This window comes from Rhizobium grahamii CCGE 502, assembly GCF_000298315.2.
GTDB classification, from domain to species: Bacteria; Pseudomonadota; Alphaproteobacteria; order Rhizobiales; family Rhizobiaceae; genus Rhizobium; species Rhizobium grahamii.
In genome coordinates this window covers 106,910-132,971 of record NZ_AEYE02000013.1, presented here as the reverse complement: position 1 = coordinate 132,971, position 26,062 = coordinate 106,910, and the positions used below count along the sequence as shown (strand labels likewise).

Here is a 26,062-nt window from a genome sequence, read left to right as displayed (position 1 = left end):
GTCCATCAGCCGAGGTTGAATTCCTGGAAGAAGTCGTTGCCCTTGTCATCGGTGACGATGAAGGCCGGGAAGTCTTCGACCTCGATCTTCCACACTGCTTCCATGCCGAGTTCGGGATATTCCAGCACCTCGACCTTCTTGATGCAGTCCAGTGCCAGCCGGGCGGCCGGTCCGCCGATCGAGCCCAAGTAAAAGCCGCCATGCGTCTTGCAGGCTTCGCGCACCGCGCGCGAGCGGTTGCCTTTCGCCAGCATCACCATGGAGCCCCCGAAAGACTGGAATTGGTCGACATAGGAGTCCATGCGGCCGGCCGTGGTCGGGCCGAAGGAGCCGGAAGCGTAGCCAGCAGGAGTCTTGGCCGGCCCGGCGTAGTAGACCGGATGGTTTTTCATGTAGTCTGGCATGCCTTCGCCCTTCTCCAGGCGTTCACGGATTTTGGCATGGGCAAGGTCGCGTGCGACGATGATCGTTCCCGTTAATGACAGGCGCGTCTTGACCGGATGCTTGCTGAGTTCGGCAAGAATGCCGGACATCGGCTGATTGAGGTCAATGCGGACCATCGATTCCGACAGCTTCGACTCGTCGATCTCAGGCATGTACTTCGAGGGATCCGTCTCCAACTGCTCGATGAAGATGCCTTCGCGGGTGATCTTTCCCTTTGCCTGGCGGTCGGCGGAGCAGGAAACGCCAAGACCGATCGGCAGCGAAGCGCCGTGGCGGGGCAGACGGATGACGCGCACGTCGTGACAGAAATACTTGCCGCCGAACTGGGCACCTACGCCCATCTGCTGGGTCAGCTTGTGGATTTCCTTTTCCATCTCGACGTCGCGAAACGCATGGCCGCTCTCCGAACCCTCGGTCGGCAGATCGTCGAGATAACGCGTCGAGGCAAGTTTGACCGTCTTCAGGTTCATTTCGGCCGAGGTGCCGCCGATCACGATCGCCAGATGGTAAGGAGGACAGGCCGCCGTACCCAGCGTCAGGATCTTCTCCTTGAGGAAGTCGATCATGCGGTCATGGGTCAACAGCGACGGGGTGCCCTGGTAGAGGAAGGTCTTGTTGGCCGAACCGCCGCCCTTGGCGACGAACAGGAAGTCGTAGGAGTCCGTTCCTTCCTCATAGATGTCGATCTGCGCCGGCAGATTGTTCTTGGTGTTCTTCTCTTCGAACATCTTGATGGGCGCGAGCTGCGAGTAACGCAGGTTTTTCTTCTCGTAGGCGTCCATGACGCCCTTGGCGAGTGCCGAGTAATCCTCACCTTCGGTCCAGATACGGCGGCCCTTCTTGGCCATGATGATCGCAGTGCCGGTATCCTGGCACATAGGCAGCACGCCACCGGCGGCAATGTTGGCGTTCTTCAGCAGGTCATAGGCGACGAACCGGTCGTTGTCGGTCGCCTCAGGATCGTCGAGGATCGAAGCGAGCTGCCTTAGATGGCCGGGCCGGAGGAGATGGTTGATGTCGGCGAAGGCCGTTTCGGCGAGCAGGCGGATGCCTTCCGGCTCGACGGTAAGGATGTCCTGTCCCTTGAAGCTGTCCACAGAGACGTAGTCGCTGCTGATCTTGCGGTATTGGGTGGAGTCTTTATGGAGGGGGAAAAGATCGTCAGCCATCGAAGGACCTTTCATGCGGACCGAAATCGCAGATGGTCTATTCGGGCGCCTTCGCAATTGCAATAATTCTAAAACCTGTCTGTTTTAGTCATGAAAATTCGCAAAAACACCGCCGCGCGGGCGACGGTGTCAGCTGCTCGATCGGGCCGGATGGCGGATTCACTTGGGGCCGATCATTGTCTCGGGGCGAACGATCATGTCGTATTCCTCGACGGTGACGAGGCCGCTCGCCAAGGCTTCCTCTTTCAGGGTGGTGCCGTTCTTGTGCGCCGTCTTGGCGATCTTTGCGGCGTTGTCGTAGCCGATTTTCGGAGCGAGTGCCGTGACCAACATCAGCGAGCGTTCGAGCCCCGCCTTGATGTTGTCCTCGCGTGCCTCGATGCCGACGACGCAGTTGTCGGTGAAGGAGACGGCAGCGTCGCCGAGTAGCTGCACCGACTGGAGGAAATTGTAGGCCATCATCGGGTTGTAGACGTTGAGCTCGAAGTGGCCCTGGCTGTCGGCAAAGGTGAGCGCCGCATTGTTGCCGAAGATGTGCACGCAGACTTGGGTCAGCGCTTCGCACTGCGTCGGGTTGACCTTGCCCGGCATGATGGAGGAGCCGGGCTCGTTTTCCGGCAGGGCGAGTTCACCGAGGCCGGCGCGCGGGCCGGAACCGAGTAGGCGGATGTCATTGGCGATCTTGAAGAGCGCCGCCGCGGCCGCATTGATGGCGCCGTGGCTGAACACCATGGAGTCATGTGCCGCCAGCGCTTCGAACTTATTCGGGGCCGTCACGAAAGGAAGGCCAGTAATTTCGGCAATTTCGTCGGCGACTTTCTCGGCAAAGCCGATTGGCGCGTTGAGGCCGGTACCGACGGCGGTGCCACCCTGAGCGAGTTCGCAGAGGCCGGGCAGGGTCAGTTCAATGCGCTTGATTGCGGAGCCAACCTGGGCCGCGTAACCGGAGAATTCCTGACCAAGGGTCAACGGCGTTGCATCCTGCGTATGTGTGCGGCCGATCTTGATGATGTGGCTGAATTCGGTGACCTTCATGTCGAGCGCAGCGTGAAGATGCTTCAGGCTCGGCAGCAGCTGACGCACGATCTGTTCCGCGCAGGCGATGTGCATTGCCGTCGGATAGGTATCGTTCGACGACTGGCTCATATTCACGTGATCGTTTGGATGCACCGGCTTCTTGGAGCCCATTACACCGCCGAGCATTTCGATGGCTCGATTGGAGATTACTTCGTTGGCATTCATGTTCGACTGCGTGCCGGAGCCAGTCTGCCAGACGACGAGGGGGAAGTGGTCGTCGAGCTTGCCGTCGATGACTTCCTGTGCCGCATCGACAATGGCGTTGCCGACGTCCGGATTGAGTTGTCCGAGTGTCATATTCGCGCGTGCAGCGGCCTGCTTGACGATACCGAGTGCGCGGACGATCGAAAGTGGTTGCTTCTCCCAGCCGATCTTGAAATTGCCAAGGGAACGCTGCGCTTGCGCGCCCCAATATCTGTCATTCTGGACTTCGATCGGGCCGAACGTATCTGTCTCGGTACGGGTGGAGGTCATGGCCATGCCTTTCTGTCGCGGTGCCTCTCAGAGATGCGGTCTTATAGGTCCGAAACGGGCCGAAGAAAACCGTTCTGGAAAGAAACATGAATTGGCGGTTCATGTTATTCATGGGGGTCAGTGATCTTTTAGACACGGCTGAATTTTTATCATTCAGCGTCTTTTTGGCCACTGTGTCTAAAGGCGAAAATAAAGTAAAAAATTAACCAATAATTTCAGAATTTTGTGTGAACTGAAGGCTGACGTTGGCGTTATTCGCGTTACTTTGAGTTGAGTAGGCGCAGGCTGGCGGCTTCGACCGCTTTCTGCCATGTGACGCTCGTGCCGGATAAAACGAGTTCTGAGGCGGGCCGCGCCCGTTATTTTGAAGACAGCATGACACTGGGACTGGATAAAAGCATGACATTCCTTTTGAAAGGTGCGGTTTCCGCACTCGCGCTTTCCTGCGGTATGGCCGTGATGGGCGTCGGGCCAGCGAACGCCTACACGCTGATGGATATGATCCGCGGGGATCGCGCTCGGAACCAGGGCACGATTGTCAATCCGAGAGCGTCCGTTCCTTCGTACCTTCAGTCCGCTCCAGATACGCCGCTGCCGAAGGTTTCCAGCCCGCGCTACTACACCTACCAGCCCGACGCGATGCGCTTCGTCGATACCGGCAAGTTTACCGATCCTGTCGTCACCGGTGCAGTTGCCGACGCTTCGGCTGCGACCGAGACCATGCCGTCGGTGCAGCGCCGCTTCCTGATCGAGGCAAAGGTGCGCGCTCCCGTCGAGGTCGCCAAAGCGCTTGAGGCCTACTACGGCGACATCAAGAACCCGCTGGTCTGGCTCACCGGGACGGACGTCAACGATCGCGCCAAGGCAGCGATGGACGTGTTGTCGAATGCCGCGTCGGTTGGTCTCGATCCGGCCGACTATGCCGTCCAGGTGCCGACCGAAGACCCCACCAATCCGGACCCTGCCATTCGCGATCGTGCACTGACCCAATTCGAGTTAGAGCTTTCGGCCAAAGTTCTTGCCTATGTGCAGGATACCCTTCGCGGTCGCGTCGATCCAAACAAGCTCTCCGGCTACCATGACTTCAAGCGCAAGGATGTGAACCTTGCCCCGGTCCTCAAGCTTGCCCGCATGAGCCCGGATGCGGCTGCTTATCTCAAAAGCCGGACGCCGGATGGTCCGCAGTTTGTCGCACTCGAAAGTGAATTGGCGAAGCTGCAGGCGGAAGGCGCAGGCGACGACCGCATCGACATCGCTCTGAACGGATTGCTTCGCCCAGGCGACAACTCTTCCGAAATCCCGAATATCGTGAAGGCGATTGACAAGCACGGTTCGGCAGCGCTGAAGGCCGAGCATGCGGCAACACTTGCCGCATATACCGGCAGCACCGAATATTCAGCGGAGATCGTCGCGCTTGTCGAAGGTTTCCAAAAGGAGCATGGGCTTAAGCCCGACGGCGTCGTTGGCCAGGCCACGGTTCGTATCATGACCGGTGGCGACAGTAACGCTTCGAAGATCGAGAAGTTGATCGTCGCCATGGAGCAGGCGCGTTGGCTGCCTAGCGATCTCGGCTCGCGCTACGTCTTTATCAACCAGCCGGCCTACATGGTTTACTACCACAACGACAACAAGGAGCAGTTGTCGATGCGCGTGGTGATCGGTCAGCCGTCCCACCAGACGTTCTTCTTCCAGGATCAGATCGAAACGGTCGAGTTCAACCCGTTCTGGGGCGTGCCGCAGTCTATCATCATCAACGAAATGCTGCCGCGTCTGCGCTCGGACCCGAGTTATTTGGACCGGATGGGCTACGAGGTAACTGTTGGTGGCCGCGCTGTAGCGTCGTCCAGCGTCGATTGGTACGGCTCGACAACCAACGTCTCGGTGCGCCAGCCGCCTAGCGACGACAATGCGCTTGGCGAGCTCAAGATCCTTTTCCCGAACGCGCATGCGATCTACATGCATGACACGCCCTCGAAGAGCTTCTTCAAGCGGGACATGCGCGCGCTCAGCCACGGTTGCGTCCGTCTCGCCGAACCGCGTGCGATGGCGGCGGCGGTACTGAACACGTCGGCGGATCAGATCGGTAAGGAAATTGCTACCGGCAAGAACCACGCTCTGCAGGTTCCGCAGAAGATACCGGTATACGTCGCTTACTTCACGGCCTGGCCGAATAAGGATGGCGTCGTGCAGTATTTCGACGATGTCTACGGTCGCGACGCTTACGTGCAGAAGGCATTCGACGCCACGACGAAGGCACGTGGCGCGCAGATATGATCGCGCTAAGCGCATGATAAGAAAAGGCGGCCGTTGAGCCGCCTTTTTCGTTCGTGTCAGCCGGCCGCAGCCGTCGGCGTCGCAGCAGTGAAATCCATGATCAGCTCGTCGATGAGCGCTGGCGTAAGTTCCTTGAAGTGCGTGATCACGCGGTTTGGTCCAAGGGTCTCGACGGGCGCGTCGGAATAGCCGAACGGTACCGCGATCGAGGGAACACCAGCATTTCGCGCGACAAGAATGTCGTTGATGCTATCGCCGATCATGACGGAATTGCGGACATCACCGCCAGCGCGCTCGATCGTTCCGAGGAGATGCTGGGCGTCCGGCTTTCTGACCGTGAAGGTATCTCCGCCGGTAATTGCGTCGAAGTAGTGGGTAAGCTCAAGTTTCTCGATCAGGCTGCGTGCCAGGCCTTCGAGCTTGTTGGTGCAAACGGCAAGCTTGCAGCCGGCGCTCTTCAATTGATCCATCGCCTCGACAAGACCGGGATAAGGAGCTGTATGTCCCGGCATGTTATCTGTGTAGTGCGCGATGAAGCGGTCAAGGAGGGCGGGAAGCTGCTCTTGTGACAACGGATGTCCCCGCAAGCTGCACGCCCGCTCGATCATGACCTTGGCGCCGTGACCGACGAGATGCGTCAGATCATCGTAGCTCACCGGCGCCACATCGATTGCGGCGATCGTATAATTCAGGCTTTCGACAAGATCGGCGTGAGTGTCGAGCAGTGTTCCGTCGAGATCGAATACAACTAGGACAGGGGTCAAAGATTGCGCCTTTCGGAAATGATGTCATCAGGCAGTAGGTGATGAGGGCGGGAAAAGCAACGTTTCGCGGCAAAGTCGACGAGTTGTATTACCCACGGCTTTTCGAAAATCATTGCGCTATTTTGGCTTTCGTTTGGCAAGCGAGCCGTGTAAACAGCACATCCAACGCAATAATCGGAGTCAGCGGCGCATGGATGCCCGCGAAATGAAGATCAAGGCCGCTGAGGCCGCACTTGCTCATGTCGAATACGGCATGCGGCTTGGAATCGGAACGGGAAGCACTGCCGAGGAGTTTGTTCGGCTACTCGCGGAAAAGGTTGCCACCGGCTTCAAGGTCGAAGGTGTACCAACTTCGGAACGCACGGCTAGGCTTTGCGTCGAGCTCGGCGTTCCGCTGAAGTCGCTCGATGAGTTGCCGGAACTCGATCTAACGATCGATGGCGCGGACGAGGTCGATTCCGACCTGACACTCATCAAGGGCGGCGGCGGTGCGTTGTTGCGCGAGAAGATTGTGGCCGCCGCATCTCAGCGCATGATCGTTATTGCCGACGAAAGCAAACTGGTCGAGACGCTCGGCGCATTTCCGTTGCCGATCGAGGTCAATCCGTTCGGACTCGTGTCGACGCGTATGGCAATTGAAAAAAAGGCCTCGAAATTGGGATTGAGCGGCGGCTTGGCGCTGCGCCAATCCGGTAGCGAAGACTTCATGACGGACGGCGGCCACTACATCATCGATGCATCTTTTGGCCGCATTCCTGATGCAGAGGCGCTTTCAAACGAGCTGAATTCAATACCCGGAGTCGTTGAACACGGGCTCTTTCTCAATATGGCGGCACTTGCGATCATTGCTGGTCCAGCAGGTGCACGCACGCTGCGGGCGAACAGGTAACAGGAGCATTGAAACTCATGATTAAATTTGCAGGTCTTGGCCGTTTTGCTGCTGCGACCGTTATTCTTTCGGGCGTTGCATTCGGCTCTGTCGCACACGCGCAGGAAGCATCTCCGGAGCAGCTGAAGGCAGCCCGCGCCGCTATCGACGCGATCGGTGCAACTGTGCAGTTCGACAACATCCTACCGGGCCTCGCCGAGCGCCTGAAGGCCGACCTGATCCAGGATTCTCCGAACTACCAGGATGCCATCACGGCTGAGGTCGATAAGCAGGCGCTGGCACTTGCACCGCGTCGCGCCGATCTCGAAAAGGAAGCCGCTCTGACCTATGCCAAGGCATTCTCGGTCGAAGAACTCAACGCAATTGCCGATTTCTACAACTCGGAAGTCGGCAAGAAGCTTCTGAAGGATGGCCCGATCGCATCTCGCGAAACCGTGAAGGCGGCTGATATCTGGGCACAGGGTATCTCCCGTGATCTGCAGAAGCAGACCAGCACCGAGCTTGCCAAGGTCATCAAGGCTCCGCCGCCGGCCGCCGATCCGGCCAACCCGGCCGCAACGACGGCACCGAAGCCCGCCGCGCCGGCCCCGAAGCCGAAGCCGTAAGCTGTACCTGTAAGAGATCGAAAGCCCGGCATCGTCCGGGCTTTTGTTTTTAGTACAGCCAATACTATATCACTTTCACCCTGCCGATTCCTTCCGGAGCTTCTCATGACGTCCTACGATTACGATCTCTTTGTCATTGGTGGCGGTTCCGGCGGCGTGCGAAGCGCCCGTGTAGCGGCATCGCTCGGTAACAAGGTCGCGATTGCCGAGGAGTACCGTTACGGCGGAACCTGCGTGATCCGTGGCTGTGTGCCCAAAAAACTCTTTGTCTATGCGGCCCAGTTCCACGAGCATTTCGAGGACGCCGCCGGTTTCGGCTGGACGGTGGGTGCGAGTTCGTTCGATTGGAAGAAACTTATCGCCGCGAAGGACAACGAAATCGCGCGTCTGGAAGGGCTCTACAAGAAGGGCCTCGCTGGCGCTAACGCCGAGATACTGGAGACGCGCGCTGAGCTGGTTGACGCGCATACGGTTCGACTGGTCAATACCGGCAAGACGGTGACCGCCAAGACCATCGTAATCGCGACGGGCGGTCGGCCTAACCCGCACGCTGCCTTGCCGGGACATGAGTTCTGTATTTCATCCAACGAGGCTTTTCATCTGGAAGAGCTTCCGAAGGCGATCGTCATTGCCGGCGGTGGCTACATCGCAGTGGAGTTTGCCAATATATTTCACGGCCTCGGCGTCGAAACGACGCTGATTTACCGTGGCGCCGAAATCCTTTCGCGTTTCGACCAGGATCTTCGCCAGGGGCTGCACGAGGCGATGGCCGCGAAGGGCATTCGCATTCTCTGCCACGACACTCTGGAGAGCGTCTCGAAGCAGGAGGGGCGACTTTCCATAGAGACGTTGAAGAACGGTACGCTGACGGCCGATGTGGTCATGCTGGCGCTTGGACGCATCCCCAACACGGAAGGCCTCGGCCTGGAAACCGCCGGCGTGAAGACCGACGAACGCGGTGCAGTCGTCGTCGACGAATATTCGCGTACCAGCGTCCCGAATATATATGCGCTCGGCGACGTCACCGACCGGGTCCAACTAACGCCGGTGGCAATCCACGAGGCGATGTGCTTCATCGAAACCGAGTACAAGGGCAACCCAACCAAGCCGGATCACGAGACGATCGCAACGGCTGTTTTCTCGCAGCCGGAAATCGGCACCGTAGGGCTGACGGAGGAAGAGGCGAGCAAGCGCTACAAGGAGCTTGAGGTCTATCGCGCCCAGTTCCGGCCGCTGAAGGCGACGCTGTCGGGGAGGGGCGAGAAAATGATCATGAAGCTGATTGTCGATGCTTCGAGCAGGAAGGTGGTCGGCGCGCATATCCTCGGCCACGATGCCGGAGAGATGGCGCAAATCCTTGGTATTACGCTAAAGGCAGGCTGCACGAAGGACGATTTCGACCGTACTATGGCCGTGCATCCGACGGCGTCCGAAGAACTCGTCACAATGTATGCGCCGAGCTATCGGATTCGGGACGGCGTTCGGGTCTAAGCCGATCAACTGGTGATGCGCGGCATGCGGATGACCTTGAGGAATAGCGCCTGCATCGCATCGGTAATGCCCTGGGTCGGCGTCACCTCGAAATAGAGACCCGGGGAAGCGCAGTTCTGCATCTTCGTCGGGATTTCGTTTTGGAAGGGCTTGATCCAGCTATTGTACCAGCTGTTCTTCGGGAGCGGCAGGTAGGTCGTGTAGAGCACGGCGATCTTGACGCCTCGGTCTTTCAGCGGCTTGCAGAAGGAAACATCGATCGGCTCCTGGCAGCGCTCGCCGGTCTTCGGCTTCGTACAGTTCGACTTCTGGCTGTCGCCGACGCCGTCGGATACGAAGAACAGAATTTTTTGAGGCTGCGCTTCGGTGCTGCCATCGCCCGGCGTTGAGATGATCTTGTTCATCTGAGTAAGCGAGCTGTCGAAGCTCGTTTGCTGGTCGTTATTGTACCCTTGCCTGGGGATCGACATCAGGGTGACTGCATTCGTATAGGTGGCGACCTTGTCGAGGTCGGTGATCGGCGCGGAGATCGTCGTCAGGTTTGCGTCTTCGGCCTTCTTGCCAAAAGTGTAGACACCCATTTTAAACTGGTTCTCGGAAGCCCGCTCGGTCTTGGCTGTCTCGGTGAGTTTCTGCGTAGCCTGGCGAACCACGTCGACGCGTAGCGTTACGCCGTTGTTGCGCGCGATGTTGTAGTAGCTGTTCTTGTCCACGACGCCTGTTTCCGAGACGATATGGCAAGCAAAGGCACAGGTATCGGGGGTTTTTTGTTCCATGAGAGCGACATCGGCCGGTGTCGCGCCGACGCCCATCGACGGTGTATTGTCGATAAGGATGTAGAAATCTATGAACGACGCCGTCTGGAAGGTCGCCGTGGCGGTGCCCGAGATATCGACCGTCTTGCGGCCGAGAACCTGCATGAAGGTGGTCGGAACCGAGGCGGTAAAGCTAACGGAAGAGTTCAACTTGTTGGATGCGCGGCTGACCTGCACATCCACGGCCACCTGACTTGCGGTAAGTTCGCCCTGCATTTGGCTGACAAAAATGTTTCGGGCGTCGTCCTGTCCGGTGGATATCGGCCCGTCAATGGTCATCTTCATGGCGGCGGTAGCTGCAGCCGATTTCGCGGAGATCGCTCCGACGGCCGCGGCGTCTGCTGCCGCATAGAGCTGCGTGCGCAGGCTGAGCGCGTGGGCGAAGTCGACGGCCACGCCCGCCGAGCCGATCAGGGGTACCATCAGGATGGCTGTCAGCATCCCGAAATTGCCAGAACGGTCAGTGCAGAAATGATACAAGCTGCGCACGAAATCAAACCCACGGTTCCACCATGCCATCGGTGATCAAGCGGGGTCGTCATGACGCGCTGTTAGAATTGACGGTGTTTCTACGGTACAAGCTTAAAATAGATACAAACTGTCTTGCTTTATTGACCGTTAAATTGCGCGCCTATGTTTGAAAACGCGGCGCGGAATTCCTTTATATCGGCTGTTGTTGGTCGATTGAATCAGTAACGCCAAAGAGCGGAACGCCGCTATGCAAGATGACGCTAACGGTTTATAAGCCGCCCAACATTTTTAGGACGGAACATCCGGACGGACCGGATGCTGGAGCAGGTGAGTGACATGGCAGAGAATTGGACACCGAGCAGTTGGCGGCAAAAACCGATCCAGCAGGTTCCGGACTATCCGGACCAGGCGGCATTGGCAGCAACGGAAGCCACGCTCGCGTCCTATCCGCCGCTCGTCTTTGCGGGGGAAGCTCGTCGCCTGAAAAAGCACCTTGCAAACGTCGCTGAAGGCAATGGTTTCCTGCTACAGGGCGGAGATTGTGCCGAGAGCTTCGCCGAGCACGGCGCGGATAACATCCGGGACTTCTTCCGTGCATTCCTGCAGATGGCCGTTGTGCTGACGTTCGGCGCGCAGTTGCCGGTGGTCAAGGTCGGACGTATCGCCGGCCAGTTTGCCAAGCCGCGCTCTTCCGGGATCGAGACGCAGAACGGCGTTTCGCTGCCGAGCTACCGTGGCGATATCGTCAATGGCATCGAGTTCACCGAGGAAGCCCGCGTTCCGAACCCGGAGCGGCAGGCGATGGCCTATCGTCAGTCGGCTGCGACGCTGAACCTGCTGCGCGCCTTCGCGATGGGTGGTTACGCCAACCTCGAGAACGTCCATCAGTGGATGCTCGGCTTCGTCAAGGACAGCCCGCAGGGCGAGCGCTACCGCAAGCTTGCCGGCCGCATCAGCGAAACCATGGATTTCATGAAGGCGATCGGCATCAGCGCGGAAAACAATCCGAGCCTGCGCGAGACGGACTTCTTCACCAGCCACGAAGCGCTGCTGCTGGGCTACGAAGAAGCGTTGACTCGTGTCGACTCGACGTCCGGCGACTGGTACGCAACGTCAGGCCACATGATCTGGATTGGCGACCGCACCCGTCAGGCCGACCATGCCCACGTCGAATACTGCCGTGGCATCAAGAACCCGATCGGTCTCAAGTGCGGCCCGTCGCTGCAGGCAGACGACCTTCTGAACCTCATCGACATTCTCAACCCGCAGAACGAGGCGGGCCGGTTGACGTTGATCTGCCGCTTCGGACACGACAAGGTCGCCGACCATCTGCCGCGCCTCATTCGTGCTGTAGAGCGCGAAGGCCGCAAGGTCGTCTGGTCCTGCGATCCGATGCACGGCAACACGATCACGCTGAACAACTACAAGACGCGCCCGTTCGAGCGGATCCTGTCGGAAGTCGAGAGCTTCTTCCAGATCCATCGCGCCGAGGGCTCGCATCCGGGCGGCATTCATATCGAGATGACCGGCAAGGATGTCACGGAATGCACTGGCGGCGCTCGTGCCGTAACGGCCGAAGATCTGCACGATCGCTACCACACGCATTGCGACCCGCGTCTCAATGCCGACCAGGCGTTGGAACTTGCCTTCCTGTTGGCAGAGCGCATGAAGGGCGGCCGCGACGAAAAGCGGATGGCCGCCAACGCCTGATCAAGGCGAATGTGAAAGAAGGAGCCCGGCGATGCCGGGCTTTTTTATTTTGGAACGGACCGACTGCTCGTAGCGGGCATCACATGTCGCGCGGATCCTGAGGTTAAGCGGTTGCGGCGCATTTGCAGGTCGCCAATCCGTGGGGCTGCGGGTTTGTCGCGCGCCGTTCCACCACCACACCGATTGGCAACCCACTAGCGGATTTGGCCAGCGGCCCAGTGGATCGCGCTGTCCAGCTCGGCGAACTTTGCGGATTGCCAGTAGAAGTAGTCCTCGATGAACGTGCGCGAGAGCCAAAGCGCGCCGCGGTTGCGAGGGCTTTCCCAGCCAAGCAGGTTGTCCGTTTCGGCTTTCTTGAACATCCGCTTGAGGTTGGTCAGAGAGATACCGAATTCATTGGCGATTTCGCTTATGCTCACGCCTTTCAACAGAATGCGATGTTGTTCACGCGCGTCGTCCGGGAGGCGGCTTATCAGCTCGTGCAGTACGAGACCGCCGACATCGGACCAGAGGAAGTGACCAATGCTCGCGCGCGGCTCCTTCCACACCGGGTCCTGGATCAGGGCACGGGCGGCGCGCGGCTGTGCCAGACAAAAGAGCCGAGGGTCATCTGCGGTCAGACTGGCGCGGTTGCCACCGTCGAGTTGATCGAGGCAGGCCATATGTCCCTGGAACCAGGAGGCCATGGCCTCCTCGCTGAGTTCCGTCGTCTCGAGGCGGCGGAGGCGCCGATCGGGTGTTTCATCGGCAGCATCCCGCAAAAACTTGTAGGCGATCAGTTCGGCAAGGAACGAGGCCGCCGTGTTCTTGCTGGCGAGATCGAACTCCTTGGCGACCTGCATCATGCGACTGGCCGTAAGGCCCGAGACCGGATTGCTTCTATCGCGTCCAGTGTGCATGGCGAACAGCGTCTGTGTCAGCAGCCACTTCTGGTGCGACGCAGCAAGGCGGGCAAGGCGAGGAGCACGTTTGTGGATGCCGATGAGATGGAGTGCGATCTGGCGTTCTATCGACAGAAATAGAGGGTGATGAAGGATTTCATCGCGAGTATGTGGCCTGCCAGTGAGCATTGTCTTGTACGGTCGGATCGGATTGGTTTCCGTTGCTCCTCTAACATTTGCGTCGATGTTTCAATGCGGGACTTGATTAGCGGATCGTTAATCAGTCGGTATAGTTAAATTCAAGCGGTTCCGCACGGTTGCATCAACTTGGTAGGCGCTGGTGTAGCCGTTCGATATCTTCGCGCAATGCTGCAATTTCCGTGAGCACCCGCATGTCTATCTTCTGATGCAGCGACAGAACTTCGAGTTCTGCTTTGAGATTGACCTCGTAGTCTTTGGCGGCCTCGAAACGATCGCGCTCAGCCTGGCGGTTCTGCGACATCATGATGATCGGAGCCTGGATGGCGGCAAGCATCGACAGCACAAGATTGAGGAAGATGAAAGGATAGGGATCGAAAGCGCGTGTGAGCAGCACGATGGTGTTCACGACGCACCAGAAGACCAGAAAAAGCAGGAACGTGACGATGAAGTACCAGGAGCCGCCAATGCGGGCGATCGAATCCGCCAGGCGTTCGCCGACAGATGATTCGGCCCGCAGAGCCGCATTGATATCGGTCGATATTATCTTGCGCTCATGGGCCTTTGCGAGGACGCGCTTCTCGATCTCGCCGAGTTCGTCGGCCGACTTGTCGAAGTGATGGTGGATGAAGTCCGATAGATTATGCATGGCTGACTCCGAATGCTAGATCGCTCGGGCGCCAGTATTCCGCAATGTTTTCAAATTGCAATGTGGACTTCTGTCGCTCTTTTACGTGCCTTGCGCATAGAGCCAGGCATGCTGTGGGAAGAAGCGATCAAGGGTCTCGGCCTTGCCGAACATGATGTCGTGCTGGAGGTATCGATAGTCCCGCACGAGAGGATCGAGGTTTTTTGGTTTCAACACCCAATCGGGCGACGGCGCGTTGTCGCGTGCAATGAGCTGATAGCGGTCGATGACGCTGTACTTTTTCTGCACGCGACCGAGGAAGCCTGTGTAGTAGGGATGCTCGAAGCCGGCGAACTTCAGAAGATGATAGGGAAGCAGTGACGGGCTGATAGTGCCGACATCCTTCTTGCTGCCCTTCTTGTTCGACCAGATCACGAGCGGGGTCTCGTGCTCCTGTTTCATGACGCTGACCGATGCCTTGCGGGTCGCAACCTGATCCGGCATGTAGCCCGTCGCCATGTAGACGTTGCCGAGCGGAGGCAAGTGGTCGCCCCAGAGCACGATGATTGTTTCGCGGTCGCGCTTCTTAGCCCAATCCATCAGCATCTTGAGGCTATCGTCGGCTTCCTTGATCCCCTGTGTGTAGGTGGCGAGCGTCGCCCGGTCCGCGTCGTTCAGGTTGCCCTGTATATCGATGCTGTTGTGCGCATAGCGGTTAGGCTCGTAAGGGCCGTGTCCCTGAAGAGTGACCCCGAAGAAAAAGAACGGGCGATCAAGGCCGTCGGCTTCGTTCATGATCTCCTTCATGAGGGACTCGTCCGATGCGAAGATGCCCCTTTTCTGCATCGGCGGGAGGGTTTCTTCCGAGCGGAACTGCTCGAAGCCGAAGTCCTTGTAGACTTCGTTGCGGTTCCAGAACCAGCCGCTGAAGGGGTGCAGCGAACGGGCAGCATAGCCTTCGCCGCGGAAGAACGTCGCAAGCGAAGGAAGGTTGCCTCTAATATACTGCTGATACGGGATGCTGCCGTAGGGCAGGAAGGCATTGGAGAATCCCGTCAGCGCTTCGAATTCGACGTTGGCCGTCATGCCCCCGAACTCGGGCGAGAAGACGTAGCCCGACTGCGCGGCGCGGATGTTCGGCATGGGATCGGGCGACATGATGATGTTCCTCAACCTGGTCGGATCCCAGAAGGATTCGCTCATCAGCATGATCACGTCGGGTTTTTCGCGCGGGCCGCTGAGGTAACCGTAGTTACGGCCGGGAATGGCATCGAGCGCCTGCGCACCGAAGCCGGCTGGCGCTGCCACGTCGGCCATCGGAATATTGAAGATGAAGGCCAGGATGAAGCCGTTGCTGCGGTAGTTTTCCTTCTGGTCCCACATCATTGGAACGACCTGAAGACGGTCGCGTATGTAGGAGTATTTGGAATAGTCCATCAGCGTGCCGAACGCGGCGACAACAGGCAGGCCGATGCAGAGGTGACGCAGGCGAGTGGTCTTCGAAAGCCGCGGAAAGTGGCGCCACGCGAAATGCCAGAGTGCGGCAATCGCGGCAACGGAGAGAGTGATGCCAACGAGCATGGCGACGGCGGTCCACGGTCGGTCGCGCACCATCACCGGCAGCAATTCCATGATCTGCCGTCCGAAGAGGACGTCTGACGGATAGAGAGGATCCGAAAGGTAGTGCTGCTTTTGGTTGGAGACGATAGCCGGGACGACAACCAACGGCAGAACGATTAAAGCCGAAATGAATCGCCTTCCCAGGGCTGCATCCAGAGAGAGCATCAGGACGGTCAGCATCGCGACGGTGGTGATACCGGGACGTGCCGGCGACGTCAGGAATTCCCCAACGTCGGCCAGCCCATCGCGCGCAATAATTTCAACTGCGACGGTGGCGAAAACGGCAATGAGAGCGGAAAGGCTGATGGCCAGGGCCGTCCGTATAGCCGGCGATCGTGCGCTTCCCCGGACACCGGTGGAAAGCGACGCAACCCGCGTTGCCGCTGCGGACCTCATTACCAACGCGATCAACTGAAAAACTCCAACGTCATAAAAGCTTCACTGAACTGTCACACCTTCGTCATGAACGCTAGATGAACCGTTAGGTTTCCAGCATTTGTGATTGGTGGATAAGGGGCCGAGGGCCGTGTGCCCGACACCCATCGCTACCCCGCGTCGACTTGTGATCGGTGGCGAGGCATCGTAGGTCAGGGGAAATCGATGTCAGGAGGATTTGGATTGAGAAGTTCCGTCGAGATCTACAACGTCAGAACGGGCGAGGCGCGCGTCGTCTGGCAGACCGCGCAATTGGTGGAAGCGCCGAACTTTTCGCCAGACGGAAGCTATCTTCTGCTGAATGGCGACGGACTTCTTTACCGGCTGGCGCTGGACGGCTCGGGCAAGGTCGCGAAGGTGGATACTGGTTTTGCCAGGACCTGCAACAATGATCATGGCATCTCGCCTGACGGCCGTGAGATCGTCATCTCCGATAAGACGGAATTCGGGAAGTCGACGATCTATGTGCTTCCGGCCGAAGGCGGGACGCCGCGACTTGTGACGCAAAATCAGCCGTCCTATTGGCACGGCTGGTCGCCCGACGGCAAAGAGCTCGCCTATTGCGGCATCCGCAACGACCTGTTCGATATCTACACGATCTCTGTGGCAGGCGGCAAAGAAAAGCGTCTAACGCACGGCGAAGGACGCAATGACGGGCCGGACTATTCGGCGGACGGCCAATGGATCTATTTCAATTCCAGCCGCACCGGCCTCATGCAGATCTGGCGGATCCATCCCGACGGGACCGGGCTCGAGCAGATCACCGACGACAACTATGGGAACTGGTTCGCTCATCCATCGCCCAACAATGACAAGGTTCTGATCCTCTCTTACGACCCTGACGTCTTCGATCATCCGCGCGATCTAGATGTTCGCCTGCGGCTGATGGACATGGACGGCGGAAATCTGACGACGCTCTTCGATCTCTTCGGCGGACAGGGAACGATCAACGTGCCCAACTGGTCGCCGTCAGGCGATGAGTTCGCCTATGTACGTTATTACCCGGTCTCTGCGTAAAGGATTGCTTCGAGCGATTTTTACCGGCATAGACCCTCCGTCGGGTGCCCGTCTCAGGCGGGAGAATCGGGAATTCGGTGAGAGACCGGAACGTGCCCAACGCTGTAAGGCTGACGACTGCCGCAACAGGCCACTGGTCCAGCACCGGGAAGGCGCGGCAGTCGGACGACGCCAAGTCAGAAGACCGGCCCGACATCATAGACTGACCCGCGTGGACGGCGGGCGGTTGTATTGTTGGGGATTGACGATGCGACCAGACCATTCCGGCTCCCTGTCGGGAGCCGCAGCCTTTTCGACCGAGGAACGTGACGCCGTTTACCGTGCGATCTCGACGCGCCGCGATGTCCGTTCGGAATTTCTCCCGGATCCGATACCGGAAGACGTTGTCAGCAGGCTTTTGACCGCTGCGCATCACGCGCCGTCCGTGGGGTTCATGCAGCCCTGGAATTTCATCTTGGTGCGTGATCAGCAGGTGAAGGAGGCGGTGTGGCAAGCCTTCGATCGCGCCAATCGCGAGGCGGGCGAGATGTTTGAAGGGGAGCGACAGCAACTCTACCGGTCGCTGAAGCTTGAAGGCATCCGAGCCGCGCCGCTCAGCATCTGTGTGACCTGCGATCCGGATCGCTGCGGCGATGTTGTTCTTGGTCGGACGCACAATCGGCGGATGGATTCCTATTCGACGGTTTGCGCCGTGCAGAATCTGTGGCTGGCCGCCCGAGCCGAAGGTATCGGGGTTGGTTGGGTGAGCATTTTTCACGAGTCCGATATCAAGCAAATCCTCGGTGTTCCGGATCGCGTCGAGATCGTTGCCTGGCTCTGCGTCGGCTATGTCGATCAGCTCTATGGCCAGCCGGAACTGGCGGCCAAAGGTTGGCGTCAGCGCCTGCCGCTGGAGGAACTCGTGTTCACTGACCGTTGGGATAATTCGCTGGACTGAGGCTGGCTATTGTTGCTGCGGCTGAGGGCCTGGCTTTGCCGGGTTCTTGAGGTCGATCGTGCCTTGGTCGCCGGCCAGGAACTGCGGGCCGATCTGGCGGACCTTGCTGGTCGCCGGATCGTAAGGCCTGTCAGGTGCCTGTGGTTGCGGAGCTGCGGGTGCAACGGACTGGACCTTGGCCTCGGGCTTTTTGGTTTCGATCGTCGTGATTGATCCCTGCTGTGGCGGCTCGCTGATCGATTGGTTTTTCCGCATCCGCTCGTAGTAACCATTTAGGTCGCAACTGCAGGACGATTTTTCGCCAGGCTTGCGGTTCTTGTAGGCGAAGGCATTCGGCATGGCGCTGTAGGGAGCGCCGGTCGCGGCCGAAATCATCTGCGACGTCTCGGTGCTGGAAACGTCATGATAGAAAAGCTCGGTGTCGATGCCGGGACACATCTTCGAGCAGGTATCGGCGTCGCGGGGGAAGTCCTGCGAGGTCGCATTCGAGCTCAACGGGAAGAAGCCGCCGTCGCAGGTTCGGACGCAAACGGTGTTCAGATGAGAGAGAGGCGACATGCCGAAACCGTATCGGCGCTGGTTGAGATCGCCACCTAAAGGTATAAAGGTGTCGTTGCGCATAGCCTGGTCTTCGATGCTCGGAGGCGATGCGTATCCCTCGGGGTCCTCGGGCCACTGCTCGTCATTGCAGCCGTTGTCGTCCAGTGCCGCCAGCAGCTCGTTTCTCGTGCGCACATCCTGGCTCTGGCCACGCAATTCATCGCGTCGCTGCTGCAGATAACGGATGTTGTCGACCATCTTGCTCTCTGCGCGCTCGAGCTCGCCGCAATAGCCGTCGTCATCGCCGACCACGACCATGCTCCCGTTCGTGCAACCGTTCTGGCGCAGATCGCTCCGGAGCTTGCGCAGTTCAAGGTTCTGTTCTGCAATGGCACTGGCAAATTTGCGCACCTCAGGCGTGCTGCCGATGATCTCGGGCAGGTCGGCGAGCCGCGCCCGTAGGTCGCCACAGATTGCCGGTACCTGGGCATGGGCCAGACCGGTGAAGGCAAGGATTGTTGCGAGTGACAGAATCCAGCGGTTCAAGGCACGGTCCCATAGGTGAGCAAATACCAGGGGTCATAGGCGCGGCGTTGTGCCTCGCCTTAGTCGTGAGCCTGCTTGTTAGCAGGCTGCGGTTGAAATCTTAGCGCATTTTCTCCATCGGCCGCAAATCACGCTGGCTGTGAAGCCTCGACGACGGCGAGGGCGGCCATGTTGACGACGCCGCGTGAGGTCACGGACGGCGCCAGGATATGCGCGGGGAGTGCAGCGCCAAGCAGGATCGGCCCCACGTGCAATCCGTCGATCATGGACTTCACGACGCCTAGCGTGATGTTTGCCGCATCGAGGTTCGGGAAGACTAGCAGGTTCGCTTCGTCGTGCAGGGTGGTGTCAGGCATGACACGCTTGCGCAGGGCGTCGGAGATGGCGCTTTCGCCGTGCATCTCGCCGTCCACTTCGAGCTCAGGTGCAGCCTCGCGCACAAGCTGAAGCGCAGCGCGCATCTTCGTTGCACTCTCGGACTCACGCGAACCGAAATTCGAATGGGATACGAGAGCAGCCCGCGGCGTGATGCCGAAGCGCTTGATTTCCTCGGCGGCAAGAACTGTCGACTCGGCAATTTCCTCGGCGCTCGGATTGAAGGTGACATAAGTGTCGGTGAAGAAAGTGGCGCCGCGCTGCGAAATCAGCAGGCTGAGCGCCGAGAAGTCGCAGACGTCATGCCTCTTTCCGATGATCTGACGGACATCGCGGAGATGCTTTTCATAGCGGCCTTCGAGGCCGCAGATCAGTGCATCGGCTTCACCGCGCTTTAGCGCCAGAGCGCCGATGACGGTTGTGTTGGTACGAACGATCGTACGGGCGGCCTCCGGAATTACCCCACGGCGTCCGACCAGCGAGAAGTAGAGATCGACATACTCGCGGAAGCGCGGGTCGTCTTCCGGGTTGATGACGGCAAAATCCGAAAGCGGCCGGATGCGTAGGCCGTAGCGCTGCAGGCGTGTCTCGATGACGGAGGGTCGGCCGATCAGGATCGGCTCGGCAATGCCTTCCTCAAGCAGAACCTGTGCGGCCCGCAGGACGCGCTCGTCTTCACCTTCGGAGAAGATGACCCGCTTGCGCTCGGCATTCTTCGCAGCCGCAAAGATCGGCTTCATGATAAAGCCCGAACGGAAGACGAAGCGGTTCAATTGGTCGAGGTAGGCGTCGAAATCTGCGATCGGACGCAGCGCGACACCGCTTTCCGCGGCGGCCTTTGCAACCGCCGGGGCGATACGTAGGATCAGGCGCGGATCAAACGGCGAGGGGATCAGGTAGTTGGGACCAAAGACAGGCGTTTCGCCCGAATACGCACGGGCGGCGACGTCGGACGGTTCCTCGCGCGCAAGGGCGGCGATGGCGCGCACCGCCGCCATCTTCATTTCTTCGTTGATGGTGACCGCGCCGCAATCGAGCGCACCCCGGAAGATATAGGGGAAGCAGAGGACGTTGTTCACCTGGTTCGGGAAGTCGGAACGACCAGTGCAGATCATCGCATCAGGGCGCGCGGCACGGGCGAGATCGGGCATGATCTCCGGGGTCGGATTGGCGAGCGCCATGATCAGCGGGTTTTCGGCCATCTGCGCCAGCAGTTCCGGCTTCAGCACGCCTGCTGCGGAAAGGCCGAGGAAAACATCGGCCCCACCGATGTTGTCGGCAAGCGTGCGCGTGTCACTCTTTTGGGCGTAAACGCTCTTCCATTCGTCCATCAGTTCGGTGCGGCCCTCGTAGACCAGACCTTCGATGTCGTGGACCCAGATATTTTCGCGCTTGGCGCCGAGCGTGACGAGCAGATTGAGACAGGCGAGGGCGGCAGCACCTGCGCCGGAGGCAACGATCTTGACGTCGTCGATCTTCTTGTTCGCGAGTTCCAGGCCATTGAGGATCGCGGCGGCGACGATGATGGCGGTGCCGTGCTGGTCGTCATGGAAGACCGGGATCTTCATGGTTTCGCGCAGTCGGCGCTCGATCTCGAAACACTCCGGCGCCTTGATGTCCTCGAGATTGATGCCGCCGAAGGTCGGCTCGAGCGAAGCGACAGTCGAGACCATATGATCAACGCTCGATGCCTCGACTTCGATGTCGAAGACGTCGATGTTGGCGAATTTCTTAAAGAGGACGGCCTTGCCTTCCATGACAGGCTTTGAAGCAAGCGGGCCGATATTGCCGAGGCCGAGAACGGCGGTGCCGTTGGAAATGACCGCCACGAGATTGGCGCGCGAGGTGTAGTCGGCGGCCGTTTCCGGATTGTCGCGGATTGCGAGACAGGGTGCTGCAACACCGGGGGAATAGGCCAATGCCAGATCGCGCTGGTTGCCAAGCGGCTTGATCGCCTGGATCTCGAGCTTGCCCGGACGCGGATAGCGATGGAAATAGAGCGCCTGCTCATCGAGGCTTCCACCTACCAAATTCTTTTCCGTCTTGGACTTTTCGTGATGATCCATCATCGCCTCCGGGCTGCCGCATGCTGTCTTGGAGTGTTTTCAATACATCAAACGGCATGGCGGAACAGTCGGAATTTCCATCGAAATGCGAAAACAACGCGAATCTCTCCTGACATCCGTGCGGGTCGGCAGGAGCGGGAAAATCAACCGGGAAAGCGGCATGTCATCTTCCTGAAACACGACTCTGGTTTTGGAGAGGCAGGTGAACGATGGGACACGAGCAGGATGCTTGTGAGGGACAACATGGATACGCGGCACTTCCGTACGCTTTTCATTTCCGATGTGCATCTCGGCTCCAAGGCCGCGAAGGTGGACTTCCTGTTGGATTTTCTCAAGCATCACGACGCGGACACGATCTTTCTTGTCGGCGATATCGTCGATGGCTGGCGATTGAAGCGCAGCTGGTACTGGCCGCAGGATTGCAACGACGTGGTGCAGAAGCTGCTGCGCAAGGCGCGCAAGGGCACGCGGGTCATCTATATTCCGGGCAATCACGACGAGTTCCTTCGCGACTTTCCGGGCACCCATTTCGGTGGCATCGAGGTCGCGGAGCGGATGATGCACGAAACGGCAGACGGCAAGAAATACCTGGTCCTGCATGGCGACGAGTTTGACGTCGTTGTCCGCAATGCGCGCCTGCTCGCCTATCTCGGCGACTGGGCCTACGACATGGCGATCATGATCAACATCGGCCTGGCAGCGATCCGCCGCAAGATGGGAATGCCATACTGGTCGTTTTCAGCGTGGGCCAAGCTGCAGGTCAAGCACGCCGTCAATTTCATCGGCGAGTTCCAGCGCGTCGTCGCCGACGAAGCCCGCAAGCATGGCGCAGACGGTGTGATCTGCGGCCACATCCATCATGCCGTAATGGAGGACATGGACGGTATCCGTTATATCAATACCGGCGACTGGGTCGAAAGCTGCACGGCGATCGCCGAGCATCAGGATGGCACCTTCGAATTGATCGAATGGCGTTCCGTTAGCGGCATGCAACCGATCCCGATGGCGATTGGTCATCGCGAAAAGGAAGTCGCGCCGCAGGCCGCTTAGCCGCGGCCCTTGCTCCCGTCATTCGAAGTATCAATTTAGCCCGTTGTGTCTTTGCGACAGGCCCTATTTATTTTCTAAAACGTTTTCGATGGGCAAGTTCTTGCCATAGTCGCCCTTAGGTTGACGTGCTAGGCAACGTTCAGTTTCCTGCAGGTCCATCATGATTCCCGCTCAAAATCCTCCGGCAAGTGAGGGCGCGCCGCCGCGCTTTCGGCTTCTCAGTGCCTTGTCTTACTGTGCGCCCTTGCTTGTCAATGGCGTTGCTCTGCCGTTCTTCCCGATGTGGCTTGCGCTGCACGAGTTCAACGATCATCAGATCGGCGTCATCCTGGCAGTGCCGATGGTCGTACGCGTGCTCGTTGCACCTATTGTCGCCATGTATGCCGACCGCATGAAGGAGCGGGCGGACGTATTGCTGTTTTCCGGAAGCCTGTCGCTGTTGACGGCGATCGCGCTCTACTGGACGAATACGTTCTGGCCGGTGCTGATTGTCTATACCATTCAGGGCGCGACTTTTGCCTGTTACGTCCCGGTCGTCGAATCGATCGTGATCTCGGGTGTAAGGCGCTGGGGGCTGGACTACGGGTCGATGCGGGTTTGGGGCTCGATCGCGTTTATTGTGTCCACCCTGATTGGCGGCCAGTTGATCGGGCATTGGGGCGGAGAGATGGTGCTACCCGTGATGACCTTTGGTTTCGTCACGACAGTGGTCATGGCGATCTATTGTCCGCGGATTGGTCCGACACGCAGACGTGGCACGCCTGTCGATATCTCGGCGGCGACCGGGAGTTCGTTGCGTCAACCGCATCTGCTGGCCTTGCTGATCGGAGTCGCCATCCAGCAATCGAGCCACGCGGTTCTGCAGGCTTTTGCGTCGCTCTACTGGCGTGAACTCGGTTTTTCCGGCACGCAGATCGCCGTGCTGTGGAGCGCCGGCGTGGCGGCCGAGGTGACGGTGTTCTTTCTCTCGCGCCGGCTGAACCGTCGGTTCAGCGCCTGGACGTTGATCCGCTTCGGTGCGGCCGTCAGCGTCTGCCGCTGGATACTGTTCCCGATGCACTGGGGCTTCTGGGGCTTCTTTCTGCTCCAGTGCATGCATTCCTGCACTTATGCATTCGTGCATACCGGCGTGCAACGACGGATCGTTGCCACCGTCCAGGAGACCCAGGAATCGTCGGCCCAGGGCGCCTATTTCTTCTACAACGGCATGTTCCTGGGGCTGATGACAATTGCCTCCGGCTACCTCTATGCTTGGCTCGGCCTTGCGAGCTATTACGTCATGGCAGTGGTCGCCCTAACGGGCCTCGGTCTTGTGATCGCGGCTTACTATCTTCAGCCCCAAAGAGCGGTCTCCGGCGGCCAAACGAGGGAAGCGGCGTAACGCAATCCGGGTTCCCGATCGCGAGCAAGGAGCAGCGGTCCGTCGAGGTCAACGAATTCGGCATCCTGCGCCAGCAACACAGCTGGCGCCATCGCCAGTGACGTGCCGACCATGCAGCCAACCATGATTTTGAAATCAAGGCGTTGCGCCTCTTTCTTCATGGCCAGTGCCTCCGTCAGTCCGCCGGTTTTGTCGAGCTTGATATTGATCGCGTCGTAGCGGTCGCGAAGGCTCGCAAGATCGCCCGTGTGGTGGACGCTCTCATCCGCGCAGACGAGGACCGGCCGGTGAATCTCTGCAAGAAGTTCGTCCTTGCCTGCCGGCAGCGGTTGTTCGACTAAAGCGATACCCGCCTCGGCAGCGATGCGTAAATGATGCTCCAGCGTGTCTTCCGGCCAGCCTTCGTTGGCGTCGAGGATAATTGCCACATCCGGCGCAGCGGCGCGAACGGCGCGGATGCGGCTTTCGTCATCGCCAGTGCCGACCTTGACTTTTAAGAGCGCCCGACCGGCATTTGCTCGAACCTGGTCCGCCATGACGTCGGGTTCGCCGAGGGAGATCGTGAAGGCGGTCGTCAGCGGTTGGGGCTTGACCAGACCGAGGCTTTTGGCGACCGTATTGCCCGAACTCTTGGCCTCAAAGTCCCAGAGGGCGCAATCCACTGCATTGCGTGCGGCTCCCGGCGGCATGGCGCGCTGTAGCTCCAGGCGCGTCAGGCCACCCTCGATCAACGGCCTTGCCGCTTCGATCTGTGCGGCAACACTCTCCATCGTCTCGCCGTAACGGCGATAAGGAACGCATTCGCCCCTGCCGGCAATCCGGTGCTCCCGGATTGTGCAGAGGATCACGTCCGCTGACGTCTTGGCGCCGCGCGAGATCGTAAACGTGCCTGAAATGGGGAAGGATTCCGTCTGAATTTCAAGTGACCGTGGCATATTTGCAATCCTGCGCGCATGGAAATTTGGTGTGGCTTGGGTATATTGATCCGAAGCGGCGAACCGTTAGTTCGCGAGTCGGCAATGTCGCCGTAAGCCTTGAAAGACACAAGCGTTTTGAAGTCCGAAACCCGTAACGCCGCCTCACTGCATGTGGACGACCAAACCCATGGATCGGGCCAGCTCGTTCACATCGAGGGGAACTGGCGGAGCGCGAACCTGCATCTCGTCTTGCGCGACTTCGAGAAGCTCACCGCCGCTCGATCCGGCGAGGTGACCCTCGATCTGTCGGGCGTGACGGATATCGACACGGCGGGTGTCTGGCTGCTCTGCCGGCTGAAGAAGCAAGTTGAGGGCGCGGGCGGCACCGTGCGCTTCGAAGGCAGCAACGAACATATCGACGAAATGATCGCGGAGTTCTCGGAGGAGCCGCCAAAGCCGGACCAGGAGCCGCAACGACCTCGGGGCTTGGCGGAGCGAATCTTCGCACCGATCGGCAAGATCACCTTTGATATCTGGAACAATCTCGCGGCCGCGATGTATATCCTCGGCTCCGCCGTGCGCGGCGCCCAGATGAAGTTCGGGCGAGGTAGCGGCGTTTCGCCGGCGTCAATCGTCAACCAGATCGACCATATGGGCGTACGCGCGGTGCCGATCATCTTGCTGATGTCGTTCCTGATCGGCGCGATCATCGCCCAGCAGGGCGCCTTTCAGCTCCGTTATTTCGGCGCCGAAGTCTTCGTCGTCGACCTCGTCGGCATTCTTCAGCTTCGCGAAATCGGTGTCCTTCTCACAGCCATCATGATCGCCGGCCGCTCAGGTAGCGCTATCACAGCCGAAATCGGCTCGATGAAGATGCGCGAGGAGGTCGATGCGCTGAAGGTGATGGGCCTCAATCCCGTCGGCGTGCTCATTTTTCCGCGCCTGGTTGCCCTGACGGTCGCGTTGCCGCTGCTGACCGTGATTGCGAACTTTGCCTCGCTCGCTGGCGCAGCCGTGGTCGCCTGGGCCTACTCCGGCATCACCTTTGCGAACTTCATCTCGCGCCTGCATGAAGCGATAACGCTGTCGACGGTCCTTTCCGGAATGATCAAGGCGCCGTTCATGGCGCTGGTTATCGGTATCGTTGCTGCGGTCGAGGGCTTAAAAGTAGGCGGTAGCGCCGAGTCGCTTGGACAGCACGTGACCGCCGCGGTCGTGAAGGCGATCTTCGTCGTTATCCTCATGGACGGGCTTTTTGCCATGTTCTATGCGGCTATCAATTTCTAAG

Annotated in this window: 20 protein-coding genes and 1 riboswitch; of the genes, 10 read left to right on the top strand and 10 right to left on the bottom strand. The window is 59.1% G+C overall.

Features of this window, described 5'->3' with window-relative positions; all coding sequences use genetic code 11:
* Positions 1 to 5 precede the first annotated feature (5 nt).
* The gene (locus RGCCGE502_RS10765) at positions 6 to 1,613 is read right to left on the bottom strand and encodes a fumarate hydratase (protein WP_016554192.1); all 1,608 of its coding nucleotides are present in this window, start codon (positions 1,611 to 1,613) and stop codon (positions 6 to 8) included.
* Positions 1,614 to 1,772: 159 nt separating this feature from the next.
* Positions 1,773 to 3,164 (bottom strand): class II fumarate hydratase, encoded by a 1,392-nt coding sequence (gene fumC / locus RGCCGE502_RS10760; protein ID WP_016554191.1) that lies wholly within the window; start codon positions 3,162 to 3,164, stop codon positions 1,773 to 1,775.
* Between the two features lie 399 nt (positions 3,165 to 3,563).
* Between fumC and RGCCGE502_RS10755 the strand changes: the two genes are divergently transcribed.
* Positions 3,564 to 5,438 (top strand): L,D-transpeptidase family protein, encoded by a 1,875-nt coding sequence (locus tag RGCCGE502_RS10755; protein ID WP_016554190.1) that lies wholly within the window; start codon positions 3,564 to 3,566, stop codon positions 5,436 to 5,438.
* Positions 5,439 to 5,494: 56 nt separating this feature from the next.
* Here the strand turns inward: RGCCGE502_RS10755 and RGCCGE502_RS10750 are convergent, their stop codons facing one another.
* Positions 5,495 to 6,202, bottom strand: a complete 708-nt coding sequence (locus RGCCGE502_RS10750; RefSeq protein WP_016554189.1) for an HAD family hydrolase — start codon at positions 6,200 to 6,202, stop codon at positions 5,495 to 5,497.
* A gap of 190 nt (positions 6,203 to 6,392) precedes the next feature.
* Here RGCCGE502_RS10750 and rpiA point away from each other — a divergent pair, with 190 nt between their 5' ends.
* The 3 genes from rpiA (at position 6,393) to gor (ending at position 9,187) form a co-directional block, all read left to right on the top strand.
* The gene (rpiA, locus tag RGCCGE502_RS10745) at positions 6,393 to 7,091 is read left to right on the top strand and encodes a ribose-5-phosphate isomerase RpiA (RefSeq protein ID WP_016554188.1); all 699 of its coding nucleotides are present in this window, start codon (positions 6,393 to 6,395) and stop codon (positions 7,089 to 7,091) included.
* Between the two features lie 17 nt (positions 7,092 to 7,108).
* The gene (locus RGCCGE502_RS10740; protein ID WP_016554187.1) at positions 7,109 to 7,696 is read left to right on the top strand and encodes a DUF2059 domain-containing protein; all 588 of its coding nucleotides are present in this window, start codon (positions 7,109 to 7,111) and stop codon (positions 7,694 to 7,696) included.
* 105 nt (positions 7,697 to 7,801) lie between these two features.
* Positions 7,802 to 9,187 (top strand): glutathione-disulfide reductase, encoded by a 1,386-nt coding sequence (gor, locus tag RGCCGE502_RS10735; protein ID WP_016554186.1) that lies wholly within the window; start codon positions 7,802 to 7,804, stop codon positions 9,185 to 9,187.
* A 5-nt stretch (positions 9,188 to 9,192) separates the two neighbouring features.
* Here the strand turns inward: gor and RGCCGE502_RS10730 are convergent, their stop codons facing one another.
* Positions 9,193 to 10,521: a TadE/TadG family type IV pilus assembly protein gene (locus tag RGCCGE502_RS10730; RefSeq protein WP_051158673.1), complete on the bottom strand. Its 1,329-nt coding sequence runs from the start codon at positions 10,519 to 10,521 to the stop codon at positions 9,193 to 9,195.
* A gap of 288 nt (positions 10,522 to 10,809) precedes the next feature.
* Here RGCCGE502_RS10730 and RGCCGE502_RS10725 point away from each other — a divergent pair, with 288 nt between their 5' ends.
* Positions 10,810 to 12,183, top strand: a complete 1,374-nt coding sequence (locus RGCCGE502_RS10725) for a class II 3-deoxy-7-phosphoheptulonate synthase (protein WP_016554184.1) — start codon at positions 10,810 to 10,812, stop codon at positions 12,181 to 12,183.
* A 194-nt stretch (positions 12,184 to 12,377) separates the two neighbouring features.
* Here the strand turns inward: RGCCGE502_RS10725 and RGCCGE502_RS10720 are convergent, their stop codons facing one another.
* The 3 genes from RGCCGE502_RS10720 to RGCCGE502_RS10710 form a co-directional block, all read right to left on the bottom strand.
* Positions 12,378 to 13,253 (bottom strand): hypothetical protein, encoded by an 876-nt coding sequence (locus tag RGCCGE502_RS10720; protein ID WP_016554183.1) that lies wholly within the window; start codon positions 13,251 to 13,253, stop codon positions 12,378 to 12,380.
* Positions 13,254 to 13,386: 133 nt separating this feature from the next.
* Positions 13,387 to 13,911, bottom strand: a complete 525-nt coding sequence (locus tag RGCCGE502_RS10715) for a DUF1003 domain-containing protein (protein WP_016554182.1) — start codon at positions 13,909 to 13,911, stop codon at positions 13,387 to 13,389.
* An 81-nt stretch (positions 13,912 to 13,992) separates the two neighbouring features.
* Entirely contained in the window at positions 13,993 to 15,921 is a 1,929-nt protein-coding gene (locus tag RGCCGE502_RS10710; RefSeq protein WP_016554181.1) for an LTA synthase family protein, read from the bottom strand.
* Positions 15,922 to 16,128: 207 nt separating this feature from the next.
* On the opposite strand from RGCCGE502_RS10710, the gene RGCCGE502_RS10705 reads away from it, so the two are divergent.
* Positions 16,129 to 16,962, top strand: a complete 834-nt coding sequence (locus RGCCGE502_RS10705) for a TolB family protein (protein ID WP_016554180.1) — start codon at positions 16,129 to 16,131, stop codon at positions 16,960 to 16,962.
* Positions 16,963 to 16,987: 25 nt separating this feature from the next.
* A riboswitch (cobalamin riboswitch) is annotated at positions 16,988 to 17,169 on the top strand.
* A gap of 40 nt (positions 17,170 to 17,209) precedes the next feature.
* On the top strand, positions 17,210 to 17,899 hold the full coding sequence (bluB, locus tag RGCCGE502_RS10700) for a 5,6-dimethylbenzimidazole synthase (RefSeq protein ID WP_016554179.1): 690 nt from the start codon (positions 17,210 to 17,212) through the stop codon (positions 17,897 to 17,899).
* 6 nt (positions 17,900 to 17,905) lie between these two features.
* Here bluB and RGCCGE502_RS10695 read toward each other — a convergent pair whose 3' ends face one another.
* Both RGCCGE502_RS10695 and RGCCGE502_RS10690 read right to left on the bottom strand, forming a co-directional pair.
* On the bottom strand, positions 17,906 to 18,985 hold the full coding sequence (locus tag RGCCGE502_RS10695) for a DUF2865 domain-containing protein (RefSeq protein ID WP_016554178.1): 1,080 nt from the start codon (positions 18,983 to 18,985) through the stop codon (positions 17,906 to 17,908).
* A gap of 128 nt (positions 18,986 to 19,113) precedes the next feature.
* Positions 19,114 to 21,426: an NADP-dependent malic enzyme gene (locus tag RGCCGE502_RS10690; RefSeq protein ID WP_016554177.1), complete on the bottom strand. Its 2,313-nt coding sequence runs from the start codon at positions 21,424 to 21,426 to the stop codon at positions 19,114 to 19,116.
* Positions 21,427 to 21,651: 225 nt separating this feature from the next.
* On the opposite strand from RGCCGE502_RS10690, the gene RGCCGE502_RS10685 reads away from it, so the two are divergent.
* Positions 21,652 to 22,476, top strand: coding sequence for a UDP-2,3-diacylglucosamine diphosphatase (locus RGCCGE502_RS10685; protein WP_019279861.1), 825 nt, complete (start codon positions 21,652 to 21,654; stop codon positions 22,474 to 22,476).
* 160 nt (positions 22,477 to 22,636) lie between these two features.
* Positions 22,637 to 23,857, top strand: coding sequence for an MFS transporter (locus RGCCGE502_RS10680; RefSeq protein WP_016554175.1), 1,221 nt, complete (start codon positions 22,637 to 22,639; stop codon positions 23,855 to 23,857).
* Here the strand turns inward: RGCCGE502_RS10680 and dgcA are convergent.
* Complete coding sequence (gene dgcA, locus RGCCGE502_RS10675) at positions 23,809 to 24,792, bottom strand: N-acetyl-D-Glu racemase DgcA (RefSeq protein WP_016554174.1); 984 nt, start codon at positions 24,790 to 24,792, stop codon at positions 23,809 to 23,811. The two genes, RGCCGE502_RS10680 and dgcA, sit on opposite strands and share 49 nt — an antisense overlap.
* A gap of 99 nt (positions 24,793 to 24,891) precedes the next feature.
* Here dgcA and RGCCGE502_RS10670 point away from each other — a divergent pair, with 99 nt between their 5' ends.
* Positions 24,892 to 26,061 (top strand): MlaE family lipid ABC transporter permease subunit, encoded by a 1,170-nt coding sequence (locus tag RGCCGE502_RS10670; RefSeq protein WP_176705687.1) that lies wholly within the window; start codon positions 24,892 to 24,894, stop codon positions 26,059 to 26,061.
* Position 26,062 lies beyond the last annotated feature (1 nt).